The following is a 22,451-nucleotide window of genomic DNA, read 5'->3' as shown; positions in this document are numbered from 1 at the left end:
TGGCCGAATGGTCTCAGCTATGCGCGAGGATCGCCAGCAGCAGCAGCGCGATGATGTTGGTGATCTTGATCGCCGGGTTCACGGCGGGGCCGGCCGTGTCCTTGTAGGGGTCGCCGACGGTGTCGCCGGTGACCGAGGCCTTGTGCGCCTCGGAGCCCTTCATGTGGCGCACGCCGTCCTTGTCGACGAAGCCGTCCTCGAAGCTCTTCTTGGCGTTGTCCCAGGCGCCGCCGCCCGAGGTCATCGAGATCGCCACGAAGATGCCGGTGACGATCACGCCCATCAGCATGGCGCCGACGGCCGCGAAAGCCTGGTTCTTGCCGGCGATGGCGTTGATCGCGAAGAAGGTCACGATCGGCGCGAGCACCGGCAGGAGCGAGGGCACGATCATCTCCTTGATCGCGGCCTTGGTCAGCAGGTCGACGGCGCGGGCATAATCGGGCCGCTCGGTCCCGTCCATGATGCCGGGCTTTTCCTTGAACTGGCGCCGGACCTCCTCGACGACGGATCCCGCCGCGCGCCCGACCGCGGTCATACCCATGCCGGCGAAGAGGAACGGGATCAGGCCGCCCAGCAGCAGGCCGACGACGACATAGGGGTTGGACAGGGAGAAATCGACGACTACGCCCTTGAAGTACTGGAACGTCGTGGAGCCCGCCTTGTTGGCCTCTCCGATGAAGAAGTTGAGGTCGGAAGTGTAGGCCGCGAAGAGCACGAGCGCGCCGAGGCCGGCAGAGCCGATCGCATAGCCCTTGGTGATCGCCTTGGTGGTGTTGCCGACGGCGTCGAGCGCGTCGGTGGAATGGCGGACCTCCTTGGGCAGGCCGGCCATCTCGGCGATGCCGCCGGCATTGTCGGTGACAGGCCCGAAGGCATCGAGCGCCACGACCACGCCGGCCAAAGCCAGCATGGCGGTGGTAGCGATGGCGATGCCGAAGAGGCCGGCCAGGCCATAGGAGACGATGATGCCGGCGACGATCACCAGCGTCGGCAAAGCCGTCGATTCCAAGGAGACCGCGAGGCCCTGGATGACGTTGGTGCCGTGGCCGGTGACCGAAGCCTGGGCGATCGAGACGACCGGGCGCTTACCGGTGCCAGTGTAGTATTCGGTGATGACGACGATGAGCAGGGTGACGGCGAGGCCGACCAGCGCGCAGGCAAAGAGCCCGCCCGAGGTGAAGGTCACACCCTGGACCGTCGTGAAGGAGGCCGAGAAGCCGCCGAACATCAGGTGGTTCACCGCCGCGATCGCGCCGACCGAGAGCACGCCGGCGGCGATGAAGCCCTTGTAGAGCGCGCCCATGATCGACTGGTTGGCGCCCAGCTTGACGAAGAAGGTGCCGATGATCGAGGTGACGATGCAGGATGCGCCGATCGCCATCGGGTAGAGCATCATCGTGCCGAGCGTCGCTTGTCCAGCGAAGAAGATAGCGGCGAGCACCATGGTTGCGACGAGCGTCACCGCATAGGTCTCGAACAGGTCGGCGGCCATGCCGGCACAGTCGCCGACATTGTCACCGACATTGTCCGCGATCGTGGCCGGGTTGCGCGGATCGTCCTCGGGGATGCCGGCCTCGACCTTGCCGACGAGGTCGGCGCCGACATCCGCTCCTTTGGTGAAGATGCCGCCGCCCAGGCGCGCGAAGATCGAGATCAGCGAGGCGCCGAAACCGAGCGCGACCAGCGAATCGATCACGACGCGGTCGGAGGGGACGAGACCCTTCACCGAGGTCAGGAAGCCGTAATATCCGGCGACGCCGAGCAGTGCGAGGCCCGCCACCAGCATGCCGGTGACTGCCCCGGCCTTGAAGGCGACGTCGAGGCCGTCGCCGAGCGACTGCATCGCGGCCTGGGCGGTGCGGACATTGGCGCGCACCGAGACGTTCATGCCGATGAAGCCGGCCAGCCCCGAGAGCACTGCGCCGATCAGGAAGCCGATGCCGACCCATGCCCCGAGCAGATAGGTCAGGACGACGAACAGCACCGCGCCGACGATCGCGATCGTGAGGTACTGGCGCTTGAGATAGGCCTGCGCGCCCTCCGCCACCGCCGCGGAAATCTCCTGCATACGCTGGTTGCCGGCGTCGCGCTTCATGACGTCGGCATAGGCCCAGACGCCATAGGCGATCGATAATGCACTTAAGACGATGATGATGAGCAGGGCTGACATTCGGTTTCCTGACCTTGAGCTTCCGACCCGTCGGGAGCGCTGCCGCTCCTCATTTGGCGCTTTGGACGTCAGGCGCAGGAAATACGGGCCAAAAGACTTCTCGGCCCGCTTCGCGTCGCCCGTGTCAGGCGAATTTGTGGCAAGTTTCGCGCGGAAGCGCAAACGCTGCCGCTCCGGCCCGCTGCGTTTTCACAGGCTTTCAGCGCAGCAGCCTCGCGCGTCAGAGCGCCATGTCGCGATTGACGTTCTTGTAGAGCAGATAGGCGGCGTCATCGAAGCCGGTGGGGTAGAACTGCTGCGGGCAGTAGCCGCCCATCCAGATGAAGTCCTGCGCCCAGATCTCGTGCCATTCGGTGCCGAGGAAATAGAGCCCCTGCCCTTCCAGCATGTAGAGGCCATGCTCCATCACATGGGTCTCCACGGCCGGGAAACAGGTGCCCGGCTTGAACCACATCAGGTTCATCTCGAAGTCGAAGCGCATGTCGCCATAGGGCAGCAGAAACTGGAAGCCGCGCCCGTCCATGCCGGTGGGATTGGTGACGGGGACCATATCCTGGTGGGACAGGATCGGCTCAGGCGCAGGCAGCCCCGGCGCCGGCTCGTAGCGTTTGCGCAAGGCCAGCACACGTGCCGGCTCATTGCCCGGATTGGTCAGCGAAAGGATTCCGCCGGGCGGGACATAGGCGAAGCTGCCGGGCCCGAACGGCGCCGCCGCCTCACCCGCCATCGCGAACTGCGCCGCGCCTGACAGCCCATAATAGAAGTGCTGGACACCCTCTTCGCGGAGGGGCTCGCGCATGCCGCCGCCGGGGGCGATTTCGAGCACATACTGCGCAAAACTCGCGCCCAGGACCGGTGCCGCCAGTATGCGCGCGATCGTCTTGCCGTATTGCGGCAGGCGGCTGACCAGCACCCCTTCCGGCGGCATGAAGGCGTAGTTGCGCCGGACCACCCCACGGTTGTGGCCGATCGCACCGGGAGGAATTCGTCCTGCCGGGACGACGAATTGATGGGGATGCATCGGCGAGCTCCGGAGCTTAGGTCTCGGATACTGCAAGTCTCGGACCGACAAGGGAAGCTCAGCCGGAAACCGCCCGCCTCTGCCTTCCCTGCCAGACGACCATCGCCAGCGCGACGGCGACCGGCGGGAAGATCAGCCAGTTGACGCTCGTCCATCCCCCGGCATGGAGCAGGCCGCCGGACGAGAAAGAGGCGATGGCGACCGAGCCGAAGACGAGGAAATCGTTGGCGGTCTGCACCTTCACCCGCTCCTCGGGCCGGTAGCAATCGGTCACGAGAGCAGTCGCGCCGATGAAGCCGAAATTCCAGCCGATGCCGAGCAGGACGAGCGCGATCCAGAAATGGGCGACACTAATGCCCGACAGGCCGACGACGGCCGCCAGCGCCGTCAGCAGCAGTCCCGCCATCGTGACCTGCGCCTTGCCGAATCGGGCGATCAGCCGGCCGGTGAAGAAACTCGGCCCGAACATCGCGAGTACATGCCACTGGATTCCCAGTGCCGCATCGCCCACGGAATGGCCGCAGCCGACCATGGCGAGCGGGGCCGCCGTCATCACGAAGCTCATCAGCCCATAGGCGACGAGCGCCGCCGTGACGGAAGCGATGAATTTCGGTTGCCGGACGATCTCGGCCAAGGGGCGGCCACCGCCCGGCTTGACCGCCGCAACCGGCGGCGCCCGCAATTGCAGGATCACAAGAATGGCGACAAGCGCGAGGCAGCCCTGGGCTAGGAAGCTCGCGGCGAACGGCGCATCAGGGGTAAGATCACGCGTCCAGTAGACCGATTGCGGACCGATGACCCCGGCCGCGATGCCGCCGATCATGACCCATGAGATCGCACGCGGTCTGAAACTCTCGGTCGCGGCATCGGCCGCCGCGAAACGATAGCTCTGGACGAAGGCGCCGTAGAGCCCGCAGGCGAAGGTGCCGAGACAAAAGAGCCAGAACAGACGCGTGCTCGCGCCCGCCGCAGCGATGCTGGCGGCCACCGCGCCGATCAATGCGCCGAGAAGGTAGCCGTTGCGCCGCCCGAAGCGCCGCATCATCATGGCGGCAGGGATGACGCCAACGGCGATGCCGAGCTGCATCAGGCTGACCGGCACGGTCGCGAAGGTCTGGTCCGTGACGAGCTGCGAGCCGACGATACCGCCCAGCGAGATCACGATCGAAGGGCTGGCGCCGCCCAAGGCCTGCGCGCAGGCGAGGACGACGGAATTGCGCCTGGCGAGGGCATCGCCGTCACCGATCGGACTGTGCTGGTTCATGCGTCTGCGCCCTCGGCGAGGCGGCGTTCGATGGCCGCCTTCAAAAATGAGCGAAGGAGCCCTGCGCGAAGCTGCGCGCCCTGCCCTTTTCGCGGTATGTCGCGACTCCGGCCGCGTCGGTCGCGCGACCGATCGGGGTCAGCGCGATTCCGGCGGCCTGCGCCGCTGCGACCAGAGCAGGATATTCTTTTTCAGAGGCCGCGCAGAGAATTTCGTAGTCGTCCCCGCCGGTCCAGGCCAGTTCCGCCAGCACGGGATCGGCCATGATCGCAGCGCGCGCCGCGCTCGACAGCGGCACGGCGTCGAGGTCGATCTCCCCACCGGCGCCCGAGGCCGCCAGCAGCTTGGCGAGGTCGCCGACGAGGCCGTCCGACACATCCATCGCAGCGGAGGCGTGGGCCTGCAATGCCGCCGCCAATGCCAGGCGCGGGCGCGGATGGAGGTAGCGATCGGCGAGATGAGCCCGGTCGGCGTCGGCGAGTTTCGCGACCCAGCCCGGCTTGTCGGGGCCATGCACCTTCAATCCGAGCGCAGCGTCGCCGATCGTTCCGGAAACCAGCAGGAGATCGCCGGGCCTCACGCCCGAGCGCGGCACCATCCGGCCGGCCGGCACGCTGCCGAAGGCGGTGATCGAGAGGATCAGCGGTCCCGGCGTCGAGACCGTGTCGCCGCCGATCAGGGGACAAGCGCTCTCGGCCGCGATCTTGGCCAGTCCTCCCGCGAAGTCGGCCAGCCAGGCCTCCGTCCAGCCCTTCGGCAGGACAAGCGAGAGCACGAAGCCTTCGGGCCTGGCGCCTTTGGCGGCGAGATCCGAGAGGTTCACCGCCAGCGCCTTGCGGGCGATCGACGCAGGAGGATCGTCGGGGAAGAAGTGGACACCGGCGACGAGCGCGTCCGTTGTCACCACGGTCTCGTAGCCGCGCGCCGGCCGCAGTAGACCCGCATCGTCGACGAGGCCCAACCCGCCTGGACCGGCGATCGGTGCGAAATAGCGGGCGATGAGCTGGAATTCGCCGGGTCTGGTCGTGTCGCTCACGGCGTTCCCTACAGTCCCTCGTGTAAACGCCACCCGTCATTGCGAGCGCAGCGAAGCAATCCAGCGTCTCGCGCTACGCCCTCCTGGATTGCTTCGCTGCGCTCGCAATGACGGAAAGGCCGCGGATGCTCACGCCGCCGGCTGGTCGAATTCCTCGGCGCGGAACTCGCGCGCCATCTTGTCGAGGACGGCGTTGATCATGCCGATCTCCTCGCCCTCGTAGAAACCGCGCGCGACCGCGACATATTCGGAGATCACGGCCCGCGCGGGTACGTCCTTGCGGAAGGCGAGCTCGTAGGCGCCCGCGCGCAGCACGGCGCGCACGACCGCCTCGACCCGCTTCAGCGGCCAGCCCGACGCCAGCGTCTCGTCGACCGAACGGTCGACCAGGCGCTGTTCCCGCACGACGCCGCCGAGCAGGTCGCGAAAGAAGGCGATCTCGGCCTTGGGAAGCTCGATGTCCTCGACCTCCTTGCCGATCCAGAAGGCCTCGAACTCGGCCATCGCTTCGACGACGCCGCGCCCGCCGATCTCCATCTCGTAGAGCGCCTGCACGACCGAGAGCCGTGCGCCGCGGCGCATTTCGGCCCGGCTCAACGGGAAAGCTCCCCGAGCTGGCGCTTGTAGCGCAGGACGGCCAGCGCAGCCTCCGCCGCACCGCCGCCCTTGTCCATCTCGGAGCGGTTGGCGCGGGCCCAGGCCTGATCGTCGTTCTCGACGGTCAGGATGCCGTTGCCCAGCGGCAAAGCGAAGGCGACGGAGATGTCCATCAACGCGCGCGAACTCTCACCGGCGACGATGTCGTAATGGCCGGTCTCGCCGCGGATGACGGTGCCGAGCGCCACGACCGCCTCATAGGGATCGACCGACTCGTCGGCCGCACGAAGGCCAATGACGATCGCGGCGGGGATTTCGAGCGCGCCGGGCACGGTGACGACATCGACGCGGCACTCGGCCTTGTCGAGCACGGCGAGCGCGCCTTCGAGAAGCTCGTCGGCCAGATCGTCATAAAAGCGCGCCTCGACGACGAGGACGCGGGCACCGTCCAGCGCGACGGCAGGAGTTGCGGCCTTGTCGGCCGATGTCTGCCGGGGTCCGGCCATGGTTCTTGTCCTTGTGGAGTTGAGGGCGCTGGTTACCCCTGCCCGCGCGCCTCCGCAAGCCGCGCGGCGTAACGCGCCATCAGATCGACCTCGAGATGGATCGGATCGCCGGCCTTTCGCTGGCCCCAGGTGGTGACGCTGAAGGAATGCGGGATCAGGAGCACGGTGAAGACCTCGCCCTCGACGCCGTTGACGGTCAGCGAGGTGCCGTCGAGGCAGATCGAGCCCTTGGTCGCAATGAAGGGCGCCAGTGCTTTCGGCGCGCGGATGTGGAAGCGGGCCGTGGCGCCCCAGGGCTGGTCGGGATCGGCGAGGATGGGCTCGATGGTCTCGATCGTGGCGACGCCGTCGACATGGCCGGTGACGAGATGGCCGCCGAGCTCGTCGCCGACCTTGAGCGAGCGTTCGAGATTGATGAGCGTGCCCGGCGACCAATCCCCAACCAGCGTCTTGGCCAGCGTCTCGGCGGCGGCCTCGGCCTGGAAGACGCAGCCGGGCTTGCCATCGCTGCGTGGGCGGAGCGCCGTCACCGTCAGGCAAACACCGGCGCAGGCGATCGAGGCGCCAATCTCGATGCTGGCCGCCTCATAAGGACTGGCGATGGCCAGACGCTTCAGGCTCGGCCCCAGTCTTTCGGCTTCCACGACCGTGCCGATGGCGGTGACGATACCGGTGAACATCAGCTTATCCTCACGAAATGCTCGAACCGGTCGTGGCCGATCAGGCCGGTCTCGGCAAGGGCGTAGAGATCGGGGTCGGCCAGCATCGCCGCAAGGGCCGGGCGCACGGCGACGATTCCAGGCTCGCCCAGCACGTTGGGCGAGGTCGAGACGATGATTTCGTCGGCCAGGCCAGCCAAAGCGAGCTTTTCGCCGACCGTCGGGCCGCCCTCCGAGAAGACGCGCGTGATGCCACGCGTGCCGAGCAGTTGCAGCGCCTCGGCGAGATCGAGATGGCCGTCCGACCCGGCGGAAACGCGCATGACCTCGACGCCGGCCGCGACCAGCGCCGTCTCGCTCGCAATCGGGGCCGCCTCGGTCGCGACAACCCAGACCGGGACGTCGCGGGCGGTTCGCACGAGATGGCCGTCGAGCGGCAAGCGCAGGTGCGAATCGAGCACCACTCTGACCGGGGAGCGTCCGGCCATTCCGGGCAGGCGCACCGTCAGGAGCGGGTCGTCGGCGAGCACCGAGCCGATGCCGAGCATGATCGCATCGTGATGGGCGCGCTGGAGATGGACCCAGGCCGAAGCCGCCGGGCAGGACACCGCAAGCCGCGCGCCCCCTGCCCCGCCGGCATAGCCGTTGGCGGTGCGCGCGACCTTGAAGGTGACCATCGGCCGCCCTTGCGTGACGCGCAGGACATGGCCGCGATGGGCGCGCTGCGCCTCGGCTTCCATCACGCCTGTCGTGACCCTGATGCCGGTGGTTCGCAGCAACGCGAAGCCGAGCCCGCGAAACAACGGGTTCGGGTCTGCCATCGCGGCGACGACGCGCGTCACGCCGGCCAGAATCGTGCGTTCAACGCAAGGGGTCGCAGCCCTGATCGTGCGCTGCGAGCAGGGTTCGAGCGTGACGTAGAGCGTGCCGCCGGCCGCCGCGTTCGGCCCGACCCGATCGAAGGCGTTCGCTTCGCCATGGGGCCTGCCGCCGGGCTGGGTGTGGCCGCGGGCGACGATGACGGGGCCGTCGGCTGTGTCTTGCGTCACCAGTGCGCCGACACAAGGGTTCGGCCAAGTCGTGCCCTGGCCGCGCGCGCCGAAATCCAGCGCCTGGCGCATGAAGGCGCGGTCGAGCGCCGCCTGATCAGTCATCGTCGCGGGCAGGCGCAATGTCGGTCGTCCGCGAGGGCCCGGTAGCGCCATCGTCGTCGGCGTTGAGCTGGCCCAGGATTTCCTCGAAATCGCGGGCCTCGCGAAAATCCTTGTAGACCGAGGCGAAGCGGACATAGGCGACGTCGTCGAGCGCCTTCAGCCCTTCCATCACCAGTTCGCCGATGGCGGAACTCGCGATCTCGTTCTCGCCGGAGCTTTCGAGCTGGCGCACGATGCCGTTGACCATCCGCTCGATGCGTTCTGGCGCCACCGCGCGCTTGCGCAGCGCAACCGATATCGAGGTCTGCAGTTTGTCGCGGTCGAAGACGGCGCGGCGCCCCGAGCGCTTGACCACGACGAGTTCGCGCAATTGCACGCGCTCGAAGGTGGTGAAGCGGCCGCCGCAATCGGGGCAGACGCGACGGCGGCGGATCGAAGCGGAATCCTCCGTGGGGCGGGAATCCTTCACCTGCGTGTCGAGGGAGCCGCAATAGGGACAGCGCATGGGGCGGCTTTCAGGGGTGCGTGGCGGAGGCTGGCGCCTCTTTGCTCAGGGCTGCGGCGAGGTTGGCGCTCGACCAGGAGGGCCAGCCGGTGCCGGCGAAGTCGCGGTCATGAGACCAGATGTGCGACTCGCAGGTCCAAGCCAGCGCCAGGACATGAGCGTCTGCGGTGCTACCATTGCGTGACGCCACGGCGTTTTGAAGTACAGCTGCTGCATCCGCGATCATGGCCTCATATTTTTCGACGGCGATGACCTCGATGGCGTCTAAAATCTCGAGGAGATCGTCCAGCGCAAAAGGCGTTCTGTTTCGTTGGTTCTGCGCGACCAGCAAGGCTTCCGAAGCCGCCTCGCGAGAGGTCACCAAGGTCCTCTGCAGCCCGACCCTCGCCATCGTGACGCGCGTACGCACCCCCAGAGCCGCGCTGACCAGGATGTTGGCGTCGATCACCAGCACCTCCGTGGGGATGCGCGGATCGCTCAATCGTCCCCCTCGCCTGTCATCCGCTGGAGATACTGCTTTACCTCCGGCGAAAGCTGCTCATAGTGTCGGTCGATCCGTTCGAACAGTGATTTCCACTGCTCGGGATCAGGCCTTTTCAGGGGAACAAGCAGCCCGACCGTGTCGGAGCCGCTCTTGATTGGCACCGTCCGCGGAAGCGCCCGTATCGACGCCGCAGAGAGCTTCTGCATGTCCCGCATTGTAACGCTGCGGCGCTCCATATCGACCTCCATCGCTCGATATGTATGTAACCCCGTAGGGCAGCCCTCGCAAGCCGCCCTTTCGGAGGCGAGACGCTCAATAGATCGGGAAGCGCCCCGTCAACTCATGCGCCTTGGCCTTGACTGCCTCCTCGACGGCGCCGTTGCCCGCCTCGCCGTTCGCCGCCAGCCCGTCGAGGACCTCTGCGATCAGTTCGCCGACGCGCTGGAATTCGGCCACGCCGAAACCGCGCGAGGTCGCCGCCGGAGTGCCGAGCCGGATGCCGGAGGTAACCATCGGCTTTTCCGGATCGAAGGGGATGCCGTTCTTGTTGCAGGTGATGTGGGCGCGGCCGAGCGCGATCTCGGCGGCCTTGCCGGTAACTTTCTTGGAGCGCAGGTCGACCAGCATCAGGTGGTTGTCGGTGCCGCCGGTGACGAGGTCGAAGCCCTTGGTCTTCAGCGTCTCGGCCAGGGCTTTTGCGTTCTCGACCACGGCGCGGGCGTAGATCTTGAATTCTGGCTGCAGCGCCTCCTGGAAGGAGACGGCCTTGGCGGCGATGACATGCATCAGCGGGCCGCCCTGGATGCCGGGGAAGATCGCCGAGTTGAACTTCTTCGCCAGCGCCTCGTCATTGGTCAGGATCATGCCACCGCGCGGACCGCGCAGGGTCTTGTGCGTCGTGGTGGTGACGACATGGGCATGGGGAAAGGGCGAGGGATGCGCGCCGCCGGCGACAAGCCCGGCGAAATGGGCGATGTCGACCATGAAGTATGCACCGACCTCGTCGGCGATCGCCCGGAAGCGGGCGAAATCCCAATGGCGGGCATAGGCCGAGCCGCCGGCGACGATGACCTTGGGCTTGTGCTCGCGGGCCAGGCGCTCCAGCGCGTCGTAGTCGACCATCTGGTCGACGACGCAGACGCCGTAGGAGACGACGTTGAACCATTTGCCGGACTGGTTGACCGGCGCGCCATGGGTCAGATGCCCGCCCGCCGCGAGATCGAGCCCCATGAAGGTGTCGCCCGGCTGCATCAGGGCCATGAACACGCCCTGATTGGCCTGGCTGCCGGAGTTCGGCTGGACGTTGGCGAAGGAGCAGCCGAAGAGCCGGCAGGCGCGCTCGATCGCCAGCTTCTCGGCGATGTCGACGAACTGGCAGCCGCCGTAATAGCGCCGGCCCGGATAGCCCTCGGCGTATTTGTTGGTCATCACCGAGCCCTGCGCTTCGAGCACGGCGCGCGAGACGATGTTCTCCGAGGCGATCAATTCGATCTCGTCGCGCTGGCGACCGAGTTCGAGTTCGATGGCGCGCGCGATCTCGGGGTCGCTGTCGGCGAGCGAGGCCGCGAAGAACGAGTTCGAGAGGTGCTTTTCGGCGGCGGCTTCGGTCATGTCCGGCTCCTGGCGATTCGGCGGCCAATCACGGCCCGTCTCGGTCGCGGCGTCCCTATCACGCGTCAGGGGGCGCTGTCCAAGCGCTAGATGGCGCAGCAACAGGGCGGGCCCTCGTCCCGAACTCAGCGCCGCCGCGCCGGCTTCAGCCTGCTTCCGGCTCCCTTCCGGGATGCATCGTAGACGAGGGTGCCCCGCGTCGCCGCCTTCAGCAGCCCCCGGAAGGTCGGGCATTCCAGATGCGTCGGCGCCGGACAATCGGCAATATGGCGGAGCATGTCGCGCAGGGCGCCCAGATCGAGGATCTGCCGCTGCAGTTCGTCCGCCCTGATGCGGAATTGGGCGCGGGGCAGATCGGGCCGGCCGTTCTCGCCGAACATGCCCGCGATCTCGACCAGCGAGAATCCGGCCGCCTTGCCAAGCCCGATGAGCGACAATTTCAGGAGCACGTCGGCGTCGAACTGCCGGCGCAATCCGCGCCGTCCTAGCGAGCCGATCAGGCCGATCTCCTCGTAATAGCGCAGCGTCGAGGCCGGTACGCCCGAGCGCTCGGCCACCTCCCCGATATCCAGAACCGACATGCTTGACCTCAAGTTGACTTGAACCTGTACGCTCTCCCGAACGCAGGATTTGAGCAAGAGGGCAACCATGGAAAACCAGATCATCAAGACACGCGGCCCGGTATGGCGCGACCGGCGTGCCATCGCTTTGCTGATGGCGGCGTCGCTGACCACGATGGCGAATGCCACGATCAGCCCTGCCCTGCCCGGGCTCGAGCGGTTGTTTGCGGGCGATCCGAACGCGGCGATGCTGACGCGTTTGCTGGTGCCGGCGCCAGCGCTCAGCGTCGCCCTCTGCGCGCCATTCGCGGGGCTCCTAGCCGACCGGTTCGGACGACGCGTGATGCTGCTCTCCGGCATCATCCTGTTCGTAATCGCCGGATGTGCCGGCCTCGTCCTGCCCGACCTGCCGACAATCTTCGCCAGCCGGGTCGCTCTCGGCGTCGCGGTCGCCATGATCATGACGGCGCAGACCGCCCTTATCGGAGATTATTTCACAGGAGCGGACCGAAACGCGATGACGGGGCTACAGATCTCGGCACGCAACTTCGGTGGGCTGGTCTTCATCTCGCTCGCGGGCTGGATCGCGACCATCTCGCCGCGCCTGCCCTTTGCGATCTACGGCCTTGCCGCCGCCTTCCTGCCGCTGATGTGGATTGCGATCGTTGATCCGATCCGGCCGGCTCCGGCGCTCGACGCCAATCCGGTTGACGGCGCTGCAGGACATCATCATTGGCGCGGTCTGCTCGCCTTGCTGGTTCTCCTGCAGGGGCTGACCAACATGGTCTTCTTCGTCATGCCGACGCAATTGTCGTTCTTCTTTGAGGCCAAGGGCTATAACAGCGCGATCATGACCGGCGCGGCGCTTGGCGCCCTGATGCTGTCGGGCGGAGGCTTTGCGCTGCTCTACCCGCGGATCCAACGCATGACCGGCTATGCCGGCATTTTCGCCCTGGCGTATGCCGCGATCGCCCTCGGTTTCCTGATGCTGTCGCTTGCCGCAACTGCGCCGCTTTCGCTTGTGGCGTGCGCGGCGATCGGCGCGGGCTATGCGCTGGCCTCGCCCTGCTTCATCGCGCTGGCACTCGGCCTGGCGCCGCTCCGGCATCGAGGCCTGGCCGGGGGGCTGCTGACCGCCTCCATCTTCGTCGGTCAATTCTGTTCGCCACTGCTGAGCACGCCGATGGTGACCGGCTATGGCTTCGACAGACTGTTTTATGGCATCGCCCTTCTTCTTGCGGCGATGGCGATCACGGCGGGAGCGGCAGGCACCATAGGTTGGCTGCGCCTGCGGTCGGCGCTCGCATCCCAGGACATGCCGGTCTCGCGGTGAGCGGTAGCCCGGCTTCCAAATCGGCTCGACACTCTGCGCACAGGACGCGATGGCGCAACGGGATGCTATCGACACAGGGTTGTTGCACGGTACAGGCGATATGGTCGAGCGACGGGAGGAGCAACGTTTCATGGAAGTCGAAACCGAAATCTGGCCGCCGACGCGCCGTTCGCCGCTCCACGTCTTCTTCGAAAGCGGGGCCGCCGGCGGCGTGTTCCTGTTCTTTGCCGCGGCCAATGCGATGGTGATCGCGAATTCGCCGCTCGGCATCGCTTATTTCGCGGTTCTTTCGGCAAAGATCGCCGGTCTCAGCATCCAGCACTGGATCAATGACGGGCTGATGGCATTGTTTTTTCTGGTCGTCGGGCTGGAGATCAAGCGCGAGTTCATCGAGGGCCAGCTTGCGACATGGTCACGCCGCGCCCTGCCGGCGATCGCGGCGTTGGGCGGCATGATCGCTCCGGCCGCGATCTATATCGCGTTCAATCTCGGCGATGCCGCGACCTTGCGCGGCTGGGCCATTCCGGCTGCGACCGACATCGCCTTCGCGCTCGGTGTGCTGGCGCTGCTGGGCTCGCGCGTGCCGGTCTCGCTCAAGATCTTCCTCACCGCGCTGGCGATTCTCGACGATCTCGGCGCCATCATCATCATCGCGCTGTTCTACACAGCTGATCTCTCGCTTGTGATGCTGGGGGGCGCGGGCGCTTGTCTCGTCGCGCTCGTCGCGCTCAATCTGGGCGGGGTGAAGCGGCTGCTGCCCTATCTCGTGATCGGGGCGGTGCTCTGGGTCTTCGTGCTCAAATCGGGGATTCACGCCACACTCGCCGGCGTTGCGCTGGCCCTGACGATCCCTCTGCACGGGCGCGGCACCGAAAGCGACGAGCCGGAGCACTCGCCGCTCCATCGACTGGAGCACTGGCTCCATCCTTACGTCGCCTATGCCGTCATCCCCATCTTCGGCTTTGCCAATGCAGGCGTGTCGATCGCGGAGATGTCGCCCTCGCTGCTGCTGCAGCCCTTGCCGCTCGGCATCATGCTCGGGCTCTTCCTCGGCAAACAGATCGGCGTGTTCGGCTTCGCCTGGATCGCGGTGAAGGCGGGATTCGGCGCCATGCCGGCCAGGGCGTCCTTCGCCCAGCTCTACGGCGTCTCACTGCTCTGCGGCATCGGCTTCACCATGAGCCTGTTCATCGGCGCGCTGGCGTTTCCCGGCGCGCCGGAACTGGGCGACGCAACCAAGATCGGGGTGCTGGTCGGTTCGGTGGTTTCGGCGCTGGCGGGGGCTGTGGTGTTGTGGATGGCGGGCAGACCAAAGGGAGCCTGAGAAACTCCGACCGCACCGAAACTCCCGACCGGCTCTAGCCCCGGGTTCGTGCCTGTCGATCCAAAGGGAATCCGCGGAGCCGGGCGGCGACGCGAACCCGTCGCGTGCCGATGTCGAGTGTCGATCGGTGTCGATGCGGCGAACCCGTCGGAAGGCCGGGGTTACTGGCCAGCGAGCCGCCAACCCGAGATGGATGCTTTTGGGTGGAGAGATGCACTTGGTTCGCTAAACCCAGAATGCGGCAAACGGGGATATAAAGCTCGAATTCGGCATCAAAACAAAGGACGCGCACATGGCCAAGAACACGATCTGCCTCTGGTTCGACAAGGAGGCCGAGGTTGCTGCCCGCTTTTATGCCGAGACCTTTCCCGACAGCGCGGTGAGCGCCGTCCACCGCGCTCCCAGCGACTACCCGTCAGGCAAGGAGGGCGACGTGCTGACCGTCGAATTCACGGTTTGCGGGGTCGCTTGCCTCGGTCTCAATGGCGGCCCCACGTTCACGCATGACGAAGCCTTCTCGTTCCAGATCGCCACCGACGACCAGGAGGAGACCGACCGCTACTGGAACGCCATCGTCGGCAATGGCGGCCAGGAGAGCGCGTGCGGCTGGTGCAAGGACAGATGGGGCCTGTCCTGGCAGATCACGCCGCGGGTGCTGACCGAGGCCATGGCGGCCGGCGGCGACGAAGCGAAGCGCGCATTCGAGGCGATGATGACCATGAGCAAAATCGACGTCGCCGCGATCGAGGCGGCGCGGCGCGGGTGATGCTGTATCGCGTCATCGGCTGCTGGGTTGCGGTCGGAGAACAGCTGCTTACGACCCATCTCGGGCATTGCCGACGTCCGCTCTCGGGCAGAGGCGGCACGCGCACAACGCGCCTTGTCCCTTACTGTCGCGACGTGGCTGGAAACTTACCTAAGCCGGTCGCCAGTTTCAAAGCATGACGTCTCACGTCGGGCGGCCAAGCGTTCATGCGGTCGGCAAAGTCCTGTTCCTCGCCCGCGAACAACGACCGGATCGCACCCTCGTAACCGGGAAGGTCACCCGCCAACGCGGTCAGAAAGCGATAGGCGGCTTCGCGCGCGGCCTTGGTTTGGGTCTGCCCGCCATCGGAACGGCGAGCCGCGTCAACGAGGCGCCGCAAAGCTTGGGACGCTCCTCCGGGCTGAGCGGAGAGCCATTCCCAGTGTCGAGGCAGCAGCGTGACCTCTCTGGCGACCACACCGAGTTTCGGTCGTCCGCGCCCGCGAGGCTCTGCGTTGGGGTCCAACGCCATTTGTGTCTTGGCCGCCGTTGCCTCCCGCCTGCCCCGCTCGGTGAGGCGAACCACGATTTCGGCGGTCGTGCCGCGTAGGTCCAGATCCAAAACGGACCCCGAAGCATCGTCGAAGACGAGAATAGATGCGTCCAGCCGGTGGCCCTCGGCGGCTTTGACCTCCAGAGCAACGTCGATCAGCGCTCCGGCTGCAAGTTGCTCCGTGCCAACGAAGGCAGTGCATGGCTGGGACAGGTAGTCGGACATATGGCCCTCCGCTCTATTCAAATTACCCGGATAGAAATTCGCAGTCAATATCACCCGGGTTATATTGCGCCTTGGGACTGGATCTGCTAGCCGTCGCCCTCGCAGGAGGCGACTACGTCATGAAGCGCGAAGACCGAAAGGCCGCCGTTGCGGCCTACAAGAAGCGAGAAATCGCGACCGGCATCTACGCCGTTCGCTGTATACCAACCGGCGCGGTCTGGGTGGGCCAAGCTCCCGACCTGTCCACGATCCAGACCCGCCTGTGGTTCACCCTGCGGCTCGGCAACAACACGCATCGTTCGCTCCAAGACGCCTGGCTTGCCCATGGGGCGGAGGCGTTCACGTTCGAGATCGTTGAGCGCCTCGAAGAAGAAGACATCGAGTATGTCCGCGAGCGCCTGCTGCAGGACCGCCTGTTGCATTGGGTGAAAAAGCTTCAGGCTACCCGGATCTGACAGATGAGAACGACGATGAAGCGCATGAACTGCAACGGCATCACACTCGCCTATGACAGCTTCGGCGAGGAGGCGGCGGAAACACTCCTACTCATCTCCGGACTCGGGACGCAGATGATCCGCTGGGCAGATCCCTTTTGCGGGGAACTTGCCGCGCTGGGTTATCGCGTCATCCGGTTCGACAATCGAGATGCTGGCTATTCGACCTCCTTCTCCCAGCACGGAGCCGTGGATTTTAATGCGTTGGCGTCCTCCCTCATGGCGGGGCAGCGGCCACCCGTGCCCTACATGCTCGCCGACATGGCCGGGGATGCAGTTGGGCTGCTCGATGCACTGTCCATCCCGCAGGCCCATGTTGTTGGTCGATCAATGGGTGGGATGATCGCCCAGGTGATGGCGAGCGAGCACCCGTCTCGCGTTCTGTCGCTCACCTCGATCATGTCTGCCACTGGAAACCCGGACATGCCCTCGGCGGAGCCCGACGCCATGGCGATGATGACGCGCCCGGCCCCTGACCCCGTTTCGGACGAGGCGGGCTTCCTTGATCACAGCATTGCCTTCGCACGGCGCATCGCCGGTGCCGCCTATCCGTTCGACGAGGAGGCGGGCCGCACTCTTCTCCGAGAGGAAGTGCGGCGTGGCCCTTCACCCGGTGGGTTCGGGCGGCAACTCGCGGCCATGGCCGTGGCCGGTGACCGCCGTTCGCGGCTGGCAGCGATCAAAGCGCCAACACTCGTCATACACGGGACAGTCGACCCCCTTTTTCCCCCTGCCTGCGGCCAGGACACCGCAGCCTCGATCCCGAATGCCGAACTGATGATGATCGAGGGGATGGGACATGATCTGCCCACATTGCTCTTCCGGACCGTGGCTCAAGCCATCGTGCAAACCGCGCGCCGGTCGCGGTCATCGATATCGGCAGTTTAAGAAACCCCTATACGTCGCGAGAGGGTCGGCGTTCGCTTTCGGGCCCCCTCCCAGCCCCGATGGTGCCCAACGGCCGGAGGTGGAACGTCTGCTTCCGGACCAGTTGATCATGTCCCCTGTTCCACCCTCAGCAGCCGTTGCGGCCACCAGCTATCGCTTTAACGCCAACAAAAAAGGCCCGCCGTCTCCGGCGGGCCTCGTCGTTTCAGCCGAAACGCAGCCGCTCAGATGTCCTGCTCGCCCTGCAGCGAGGCGACCGGCGCGGGGCCGAGGCCATCCTTGTTGTAGATGTCGTCGCGGAACTGGGCGCCGCCGTCGGGCGTCGCCCAGGCCGTGACATAGACCCAGTAGCACGGCACAGGATTGCTGATGCGTGCGTTGATGCGCTCACCGGACGCGATCACTTCGTCGATCTTGGCGCGGTCCCAGCCGGGCGTTTCCTTGAGCAGCCAGGCGACGTAGTCCTTGACGTTCTGGACGCGCATGCAGCCAGAGGAGACGAAGCGGAAATCGTCGCCGAAGACGCCCTTGGCCGGCGTGTCGTGCATGTAGACGCCATGCGGGCTGGGAATGTTGATGCGCACCACGCCGAGCGAGTTGAAATCGCCGCCAGGATCCTGCCGGAAGGTGTAGCGCGTTGCCTCGTCAGAGTTCCAGTTGACGCGCTCGGGCGGAATCTCGCCGCTGGGGCCGATGATCCGGATGCGGCTCTCGGTCAGGTAACCCGGCTCCTTGCGCATCTTCGGGATCAGATCCTTGCGGATGATCGAGGCCGGCACGGTCCAGGTCGGGTTGAAGTTGATCTCGGGGATCTTGGTCTGCAGCAGCGGCGACTGACGGTCGATCTTGCCGACACCGGCGGCATGGCGGGTCGCGACGACGCCGTTTTCGACGGTCTCGACCATCGCAGCGGGGATATTGGCGACGACATAGCGGTTGCCGAGATTGCCCGACCAGGAGCGCAGGCGCACCACATTGGTCTCGAGCTGGCGGATGCGGCGGTCGATCGGCACGTTCATCGCATTGACGGTGGCGCGGTTGATCGCGCCTGTGGTCGAGAGGCCCATGCGCGACTGGAAGCGGCGCACGCCGGCCTCGACATAGGAGTCATAGACGTTGCTGGTGCCGGCATTGGCGTCGAGATCGCCGGTGACGACCAGGCGCTGGCGCAAGGCGACGACGCCGGGACCGCGCGCACCGACGCTCATCTTGTCGCCGAGCTGGACCGTCGGCCAACCACCGCGCGCCGCGAGATCGCGATAGGCGTTGATCGCAGCTTCAGTCGCCTGCAAGGATTCCGGCGAGAGCATCGGGGTGTGGGAGCGGGCAACCGCGTTGCCGGCGCCGGCATCGTAGTTCTGGCGCCACTCCGCCTGCTGGGCGAAGGCCGGAACGCTCGCGACCGTCGCAGCGCCCGAAAGCAGGGCCAGCACGGTCTCGCGGCGGGTCAGGCTGATCGTCGACATCTTATCCTCGTCCTCACATCAAAAGCGGCACGGCTGGGCCTGGCATCGCCGCATTCGCGGGCAGAGCCGGCCGGGTTCAGCCGGGACCATCCGCTAGCACGATTAACGACGCGTGATGAGCAAGGCGATTTTGGGGCGGAACCGGGCGTGCGGCCTCTGCCGGGGCAGCTGTGCCCAAAGCGCAACGGCCCGCTCCTGCCAGAGTCAGGAGCGGGCCGCGAGGGGAAGGCGGGTCCTTTTCTGCGCGTATACGCGCAGATCAGAGCTTGTAGCGGATCTGATCGGTCCAGAAGCGCTCCAGACGCAGTAGCGCGTTGTTCATGCGTTCGAAGTCGTCGGGTGCGATGCCACCGATCTGCTCGACCGTCTGGACGTGCTTGTCGTAGACGCCCTTCACGAGATTGTGCACCTCGCCGCCCTTCTCGGTCAGACTGATGCGGACCGAGCGTCGGTCGATGCGCGAGCGGGCATGGTGGAGATAGCCGAGCTCGACCAGCTTCTTGACGTTGTAGGAAACGTTGGAGCCGAGATAGTAACCCCGGGTGCGCAGTTCGCTGGCACTGAGCTCGGCATCGCCGATATTGTAGAGCAGCAGCGCCTGCACGCTGTTGACGTCGTCGCGGTTGCGACGTTCGAACTCGTCCTTGATGACGTCGAGAAGGCGGCGATGCAGCCGCTCTACCAGCGTCAGCGACTCAAGGTAAAGTGGCTTTACCTTGAGGCTAACCTCCTCCGACTTAGTGACAGCCGAAGTCTTGACACTCGCTTTCATGGTATATCCCGCCTGTTGGATATCGGCCAAGATTTTTCTCCCGGTCCGCTTCTGAGAAACACCATAGGTGTGGCGGATGAAAACGAGTTTAAATATCAGGATGAATCAGAGATTTAGCCGTTTCGGTGAATGCAAGGTGAAACAGGAAATGCTTAAGCTAAAGCGTTTGTTACCATGACTCGGGGCAATCGATGCGGTTCCGCCGCGGGCGGACCGTGAGCGTGCCGGCAACTCTCGTCAGGACGCTTCGTTCTCGGCCGCCCAGGTCGCCAGGAAATAGGCCAGGATCAGGACGACATAGCTGCCGATCAGAATGGGCGTGATCGGCAACAGGCGGGGGAAGAAGAACCCGAGCAGCAACTGGCTGATCGCCGCGAGCAGCCAGAGCACGCCGCCCCAGGTGCTGGTCAGCCACAGGCCGACCGCAGCGACGAGATCGATCACTGCGAAGTAGACGGTGATCGCCTGGAAGCTCAGCAGGCGCTGCTCGAAGGGCGGCTGGCCTTCCATCCCGACTCCGAGAATGACGGCCCAGGCCAGCAGGCCCTTGGCAAGCCAGCCGATCGAGATCAGCCGCAGAAGCCAGACCAGCACAACGCGCCAGCGGGTCGCGCGCCCCTGGCGCTCGTCGATGCCGGGGGCCTCCATGCCGGCCTGGCCGCGCATCTCGCTTTCGCCTGCGATCGGCACGGCTCAAGCCTCCAGCACGAGTTCGGAAGCGCCGAGCGGCGCGAAATAGGCTTCGATCGCGGCCGGATCGACGTCGTCCAGCGTGGCCGGCCGCCAGCGCGGCGCGTTGTCCTTGTCGATCACGACGGCCCGGACGCCCTCGTAGAACTCGTGACCGTGCGCGATGCGCGAGACGATGCGGAACTCGGTGCGCATCGCCTCAGTGAAATCAAGGCCAGTGCCGCGCCGCATCTGCTCGAAGGCGATGGCGATGCTGGTCGGGGATTTCGCGGCGAGCGTCTGCTGCGCCTTCGCGGCAAAGGCATTGCCCCCGGCAGCGGCCGACGCGAGCGCCGAGCGGACGGCTGCAAGGTCGGCCGCGCCGAAACAGGCCGCGATCGTCGCACGCTCGGACCCGAGCCTCACGGGGCCCGGATCGGCGACGAAGCCGGCAAGGATGTCGTCGAGCGCACCGCGCCCGGTCAGCGCGTCGGTGAGCTCGGCCATGCGGGCGCTCGGCACGGCGTGGGTGGCAAGCCCGATCGCCAGGGCGTCAGCAGCGCCGACGCGGTCGCCCGTCAGTGCCAGATAGGTGCCGGTTGCGCCGGGCAGGCGCGGGAGAGCGTAGGTCGCGCCGACATCGGGGAAGAAGCCGATGCCGACCTCGGGCATGGCGAAGAGGTAGCGCTCGCCGACGACGCGGTGGCTGCCATGCAGCGAGATGCCGACGCCGCCGCCCATGACGATGCCGTCGATCAGCGAGAGATAGGGCTTAGGATAGCTCTGAATGCGGGCGTTGAGGATGTATTCCTCGCGCCAGAAGTCCAGCATCTCGTCATGGCGCCCCTCGCGGCCGAGATCGTGCAGGGCGCGGATGTCGCCGCCGGCGCAGAACGCCTTCTCGCTGGTGCTGAGGACGACGACGCGCGTGACCTGCGGATCGTGTTCCCAGGCATCGAGCGCCTTTGCCAACTCGCGGACCATGCCGAGGCTGAGCGCATTCAGCGCCTTCGGGCGATCGAGAATGACGACCCCGGCCGCGCCGCGCACCTCGCAGATGATCTCGGCCTCGGTCGGCATCCGGCGCATATCCCTGACGGTTCGCCGCGGTTCTGGGCCGGAGGGGTCGTGGTTGTCAACGCGCTCCGGCGTCGGGCGCAGGCTCGCCTTGCGACGATCGCCCCTGTTTTGGAATGGTTCCGATGTGCTAATGTCCTGGCGAAAGCGCTTCAGGCGGCTTTCAAGCGGGGGCGGAGGCTTTCATGGCATTTCGGGTTGTGCAGCCGTTTCCGGCGCCCCTGGCGAGAGGCGACGACCAGTCTATCCACGGGACGGAATCGCTGGGCCTGACGCGGCGAATGCGGCGCAACCGCAAGGCGGACTGGTCGCGGCGGCTGGTGCGCGAGAGCGTGCTGACGACCTCGGACCTGATCTGGCCGATCTTCCTGATCGACTCAAGCGAGGCCCGCACGCCGATTGCCTGGATGCCGGGCGTCGACCGGCTCAACATCGACGAGGCGGTGCGCCAGAGCGAACATGCGGCTGCGCTCGGCATTCCTGCGATCGCGCCCTTCCCCTTCGTCGAGAAGGGCCTGCGCGACGCGACCGGATCGGAGGCGCTCAACGGCCGCAACCTGATGTGCCGGGCCGTGCGGGCGATCAAGGCAGCCGTGCCGCAGATCGGCATCATCTGCGATGCCGCACTCGACCCCTATACCTCGCACGGCCATGACGGGGTGATGGCGGGCGAGCGCATCCTGAACGACGCCAGCGTGCGTGTCCTCACTCAGCAGGCCTTGGCGCTCGCCGATGCCGGAACCGACGTGATTGCGCCGTCCGACATGATGGACGGGCGGGTCGGGGCGATCCGCGCCGCGCTCGACGCCTCGGGGCATGACGAGGTGCAGATCATGGCCTATGCCGCGAAATACGCCTCGGCCTTCTACGGGCCGTTCCGTGACGCGATCGGCACCAATGCCACGCTGATCGGCGACAAGCGCACCTACCAGATGGATCCGGGCAATTCCGACGAGGCCATCGCCGAGGTCGCGCTCGACCTTGAGGAGGGCGCCGACATGGTGATGATCAAGCCCGGCCTGCCCTATCTCGACGTCATCGCGCGGGTGAAGGACCAGTTCCGCGTGCCGACCTTCGCCTACCAGGTGTCGGGCGAGTACGCGATGATCATGGCGGCCGCCCAGAACGGCTGGCTCGACGGCGACAAGGCGATGATGGAAAGCCTGATGGCGTTCAAGCGCGCCGGCGCCGACGGGGTGCTGACGTATTTCGCGCCGCGCGTGGCGGAGAGGCTCAAGGCGGAGGCCTGAAGCGCATCCCGTCATTGCGAGCGCAGCGAAGCAATCCAGAGCCGCGCGCTCCACGTCCTCCTGGATTGCTTCGTCGCTGCGCTCCTCG

Annotated in this window: 24 protein-coding genes; 6 read left to right on the top strand and 18 right to left on the bottom strand. The window is 66.2% G+C overall.

Features of this window, described 5'->3' with window-relative positions; genetic code table 11:
- Positions 1-13 precede the first annotated feature (13 nt).
- From AXW83_RS03795 to AXW83_RS03735, 13 genes are all read right to left on the bottom strand, one after another.
- A complete protein-coding gene (locus AXW83_RS03795; RefSeq protein WP_066610778.1) occupies positions 14-2,170 on the bottom strand; it encodes a sodium-translocating pyrophosphatase in 2,157 nt (718 codons plus the stop codon).
- Between the two features lie 220 nt (positions 2,171-2,390).
- A complete protein-coding gene (allE, locus tag AXW83_RS03790) occupies positions 2,391-3,191 on the bottom strand; it encodes a (S)-ureidoglycine aminohydrolase (protein WP_066610776.1) in 801 nt (266 codons plus the stop codon).
- Positions 3,192-3,249: 58 nt separating this feature from the next.
- Positions 3,250-4,455 (bottom strand): MFS transporter, encoded by a 1,206-nt coding sequence (locus tag AXW83_RS03785; RefSeq protein WP_066610775.1) that lies wholly within the window; start codon positions 4,453-4,455, stop codon positions 3,250-3,252.
- 40 nt (positions 4,456-4,495) lie between these two features.
- Positions 4,496-5,491, bottom strand: coding sequence for a thiamine-phosphate kinase (gene thiL / locus AXW83_RS03780; protein WP_066610774.1), 996 nt, complete (start codon positions 5,489-5,491; stop codon positions 4,496-4,498).
- 129 nt (positions 5,492-5,620) lie between these two features.
- Positions 5,621-6,073 (bottom strand): transcription antitermination factor NusB, encoded by a 453-nt coding sequence (nusB, locus tag AXW83_RS03775; protein WP_066610772.1) that lies wholly within the window; start codon positions 6,071-6,073, stop codon positions 5,621-5,623.
- 11 nt (positions 6,074-6,084) lie between these two features.
- Positions 6,085-6,594: a 6,7-dimethyl-8-ribityllumazine synthase gene (ribH, locus tag AXW83_RS03770; protein ID WP_066610770.1), complete on the bottom strand. Its 510-nt coding sequence runs from the start codon at positions 6,592-6,594 to the stop codon at positions 6,085-6,087.
- Positions 6,595-6,626: 32 nt separating this feature from the next.
- Entirely contained in the window at positions 6,627-7,274 is a 648-nt protein-coding gene (locus tag AXW83_RS03765) for a riboflavin synthase (RefSeq protein ID WP_066610768.1), read from the bottom strand.
- Positions 7,274-8,407 carry a bifunctional diaminohydroxyphosphoribosylaminopyrimidine deaminase/5-amino-6-(5-phosphoribosylamino)uracil reductase RibD gene (gene ribD, locus AXW83_RS03760; protein WP_066610766.1) on the bottom strand — a complete coding sequence of 378 codons (1,134 nt, stop codon included), beginning with the start codon at positions 8,405-8,407 and terminating at the stop codon, positions 7,274-7,276. Before ribD ends, AXW83_RS03765 begins: the two co-directional genes overlap by 1 nt.
- Entirely contained in the window at positions 8,400-8,912 is a 513-nt protein-coding gene (nrdR, locus tag AXW83_RS03755) for a transcriptional regulator NrdR (RefSeq protein ID WP_066610765.1), read from the bottom strand. Before nrdR ends, ribD begins: the two co-directional genes overlap by 8 nt.
- A 10-nt stretch (positions 8,913-8,922) precedes the next feature.
- A complete protein-coding gene (locus tag AXW83_RS03750) occupies positions 8,923-9,393 on the bottom strand; it encodes a PIN domain-containing protein (protein WP_066610763.1) in 471 nt (156 codons plus the stop codon).
- Positions 9,390-9,632, bottom strand: a complete 243-nt coding sequence (locus AXW83_RS03745; protein WP_156639768.1) for a hypothetical protein — start codon at positions 9,630-9,632, stop codon at positions 9,390-9,392. The genes AXW83_RS03750 and AXW83_RS03745 overlap by 4 nt, the downstream gene beginning before the upstream one ends.
- A gap of 76 nt (positions 9,633-9,708) precedes the next feature.
- Entirely contained in the window at positions 9,709-11,007 is a 1,299-nt protein-coding gene (glyA, locus tag AXW83_RS03740) for a serine hydroxymethyltransferase (RefSeq protein ID WP_066610759.1), read from the bottom strand.
- Between the two features lie 125 nt (positions 11,008-11,132).
- Complete coding sequence (locus tag AXW83_RS03735; RefSeq protein WP_066610757.1) at positions 11,133-11,588, bottom strand: helix-turn-helix domain-containing protein; 456 nt, start codon at positions 11,586-11,588, stop codon at positions 11,133-11,135.
- Between the two features lie 67 nt (positions 11,589-11,655).
- Between AXW83_RS03735 and AXW83_RS03730 the strand changes: the two genes are divergently transcribed.
- The 3 genes from AXW83_RS03730 (at position 11,656) to AXW83_RS03720 (ending at position 14,990) form a co-directional block, all read left to right on the top strand.
- Positions 11,656-12,900 (top strand): MFS transporter, encoded by a 1,245-nt coding sequence (locus AXW83_RS03730; RefSeq protein WP_082766924.1) that lies wholly within the window; start codon positions 11,656-11,658, stop codon positions 12,898-12,900.
- Between the two features lie 130 nt (positions 12,901-13,030).
- Entirely contained in the window at positions 13,031-14,224 is a 1,194-nt protein-coding gene (gene nhaA, locus AXW83_RS03725; RefSeq protein WP_066610756.1) for a Na+/H+ antiporter NhaA, read from the top strand.
- 292 nt (positions 14,225-14,516) lie between these two features.
- Positions 14,517-14,990 (top strand): VOC family protein, encoded by a 474-nt coding sequence (locus AXW83_RS03720; protein WP_066610755.1) that lies wholly within the window; start codon positions 14,517-14,519, stop codon positions 14,988-14,990.
- Positions 14,991-15,111: 121 nt separating this feature from the next.
- Here AXW83_RS03720 and AXW83_RS03715 read toward each other — a convergent pair whose 3' ends face one another.
- The gene (locus AXW83_RS03715) at positions 15,112-15,747 is read right to left on the bottom strand and encodes a DUF2239 family protein (RefSeq protein WP_066610753.1); all 636 of its coding nucleotides are present in this window, start codon (positions 15,745-15,747) and stop codon (positions 15,112-15,114) included.
- Between the two features lie 119 nt (positions 15,748-15,866).
- On the opposite strand from AXW83_RS03715, the gene AXW83_RS03710 reads away from it, so the two are divergent.
- Together AXW83_RS03710 and AXW83_RS03705 are read left to right on the top strand one after the other, a co-directional pair.
- The gene (locus AXW83_RS03710) at positions 15,867-16,202 is read left to right on the top strand and encodes a GIY-YIG nuclease family protein (RefSeq protein ID WP_066610751.1); all 336 of its coding nucleotides are present in this window, start codon (positions 15,867-15,869) and stop codon (positions 16,200-16,202) included.
- A 15-nt stretch (positions 16,203-16,217) separates the two neighbouring features.
- Positions 16,218-17,129: an alpha/beta fold hydrolase gene (locus AXW83_RS03705; protein ID WP_066610749.1), complete on the top strand. Its 912-nt coding sequence runs from the start codon at positions 16,218-16,220 to the stop codon at positions 17,127-17,129.
- Positions 17,130-17,353: 224 nt separating this feature from the next.
- Here the strand turns inward: AXW83_RS03705 and AXW83_RS03700 are convergent, their stop codons facing one another.
- The 4 genes from AXW83_RS03700 to AXW83_RS03685 all read right to left on the bottom strand — a co-directional run bounded on the left by AXW83_RS03700 (position 17,354) and on the right by AXW83_RS03685 (position 21,116).
- Entirely contained in the window at positions 17,354-18,595 is a 1,242-nt protein-coding gene (locus AXW83_RS03700; protein WP_082766923.1) for a L,D-transpeptidase family protein, read from the bottom strand.
- A gap of 259 nt (positions 18,596-18,854) precedes the next feature.
- The gene (gene ldtR, locus AXW83_RS03695) at positions 18,855-19,367 is read right to left on the bottom strand and encodes a transcriptional regulator LdtR (RefSeq protein WP_066610748.1); all 513 of its coding nucleotides are present in this window, start codon (positions 19,365-19,367) and stop codon (positions 18,855-18,857) included.
- Between the two features lie 237 nt (positions 19,368-19,604).
- Positions 19,605-20,057 carry a DUF6163 family protein gene (locus AXW83_RS03690; protein WP_156639766.1) on the bottom strand — a complete coding sequence of 151 codons (453 nt, stop codon included), beginning with the start codon at positions 20,055-20,057 and terminating at the stop codon, positions 19,605-19,607.
- Between the two features lie 3 nt (positions 20,058-20,060).
- Positions 20,061-21,116, bottom strand: coding sequence for an enoyl-CoA hydratase/isomerase family protein (locus AXW83_RS03685; protein WP_066610745.1), 1,056 nt, complete (start codon positions 21,114-21,116; stop codon positions 20,061-20,063).
- Positions 21,117-21,298: 182 nt separating this feature from the next.
- Between AXW83_RS03685 and hemB the strand changes: the two genes are divergently transcribed.
- Positions 21,299-22,363: a porphobilinogen synthase gene (gene hemB, locus AXW83_RS03680; protein ID WP_082766922.1), complete on the top strand. Its 1,065-nt coding sequence runs from the start codon at positions 21,299-21,301 to the stop codon at positions 22,361-22,363.
- Positions 22,364-22,451 lie beyond the last annotated feature (88 nt).

It is taken from the genome of Bosea sp. PAMC 26642 (assembly GCF_001562255.1).
In the GTDB taxonomy this organism is placed as follows: Bacteria; Pseudomonadota; Alphaproteobacteria; order Rhizobiales; family Beijerinckiaceae; genus Allobosea.
The sequence above is the reverse complement of the archived record's forward strand: the minus strand, read 5'-3'. Positions and strand labels throughout refer to the sequence as shown.

Coding starts and splice junctions, on each gene's coding strand:
- AXW83_RS03795 (WP_066610778.1), bottom strand. CDS start 2,170: ATGTCAGCCCTGCTCATCATCATCGTCTTAAGTGCATTATCGATCGCC.
- allE (WP_066610776.1), bottom strand. CDS start 3,191: ATGCATCCCCATCAATTCGTCGTCCCGGCAGGACGAATTCCTCCCGGT.
- AXW83_RS03785 (WP_066610775.1), bottom strand. CDS start 4,455: ATGAACCAGCACAGTCCGATCGGTGACGGCGATGCCCTCGCCAGGCGC.
- nusB (WP_066610772.1), bottom strand. CDS start 6,073: ATGCGCCGCGGCGCACGGCTCTCGGTCGTGCAGGCGCTCTACGAGATG.
- ribH (WP_066610770.1), bottom strand. CDS start 6,594: ATGGCCGGACCCCGGCAGACATCGGCCGACAAGGCCGCAACTCCTGCC.
- AXW83_RS03765 (WP_066610768.1), bottom strand. CDS start 7,274: ATGTTCACCGGTATCGTCACCGCCATCGGCACGGTCGTGGAAGCCGAA.
- ribD (WP_066610766.1), bottom strand. CDS start 8,407: ATGACTGATCAGGCGGCGCTCGACCGCGCCTTCATGCGCCAGGCGCTG.
- nrdR (WP_066610765.1), bottom strand. CDS start 8,912: ATGCGCTGTCCCTATTGCGGCTCCCTCGACACGCAGGTGAAGGATTCC.
- AXW83_RS03745 (WP_156639768.1), bottom strand. CDS start 9,632: ATGGAGCGCCGCAGCGTTACAATGCGGGACATGCAGAAGCTCTCTGCG.
- glyA (WP_066610759.1), bottom strand. CDS start 11,007: ATGACCGAAGCCGCCGCCGAAAAGCACCTCTCGAACTCGTTCTTCGCG.
- AXW83_RS03735 (WP_066610757.1), bottom strand. CDS start 11,588: ATGTCGGTTCTGGATATCGGGGAGGTGGCCGAGCGCTCGGGCGTACCG.
- AXW83_RS03730 (WP_082766924.1), top strand. CDS start 11,656: ATGGAAAACCAGATCATCAAGACACGCGGCCCGGTATGGCGCGACCGG.
- nhaA (WP_066610756.1), top strand. CDS start 13,031: ATGGAAGTCGAAACCGAAATCTGGCCGCCGACGCGCCGTTCGCCGCTC.
- AXW83_RS03720 (WP_066610755.1), top strand. CDS start 14,517: ATGGCCAAGAACACGATCTGCCTCTGGTTCGACAAGGAGGCCGAGGTT.
- AXW83_RS03715 (WP_066610753.1), bottom strand. CDS start 15,747: ATGTCCGACTACCTGTCCCAGCCATGCACTGCCTTCGTTGGCACGGAG.
- AXW83_RS03710 (WP_066610751.1), top strand. CDS start 15,867: ATGAAGCGCGAAGACCGAAAGGCCGCCGTTGCGGCCTACAAGAAGCGA.
- AXW83_RS03705 (WP_066610749.1), top strand. CDS start 16,218: ATGAAGCGCATGAACTGCAACGGCATCACACTCGCCTATGACAGCTTC.
- AXW83_RS03700 (WP_082766923.1), bottom strand. CDS start 18,595: ATGTCGACGATCAGCCTGACCCGCCGCGAGACCGTGCTGGCCCTGCTT.
- ldtR (WP_066610748.1), bottom strand. CDS start 19,367: ATGAAAGCGAGTGTCAAGACTTCGGCTGTCACTAAGTCGGAGGAGGTT.
- AXW83_RS03685 (WP_066610745.1), bottom strand. CDS start 21,116: ATGCCGACCGAGGCCGAGATCATCTGCGAGGTGCGCGGCGCGGCCGGG.
- hemB (WP_082766922.1), top strand. CDS start 21,299: ATGGCATTTCGGGTTGTGCAGCCGTTTCCGGCGCCCCTGGCGAGAGGC.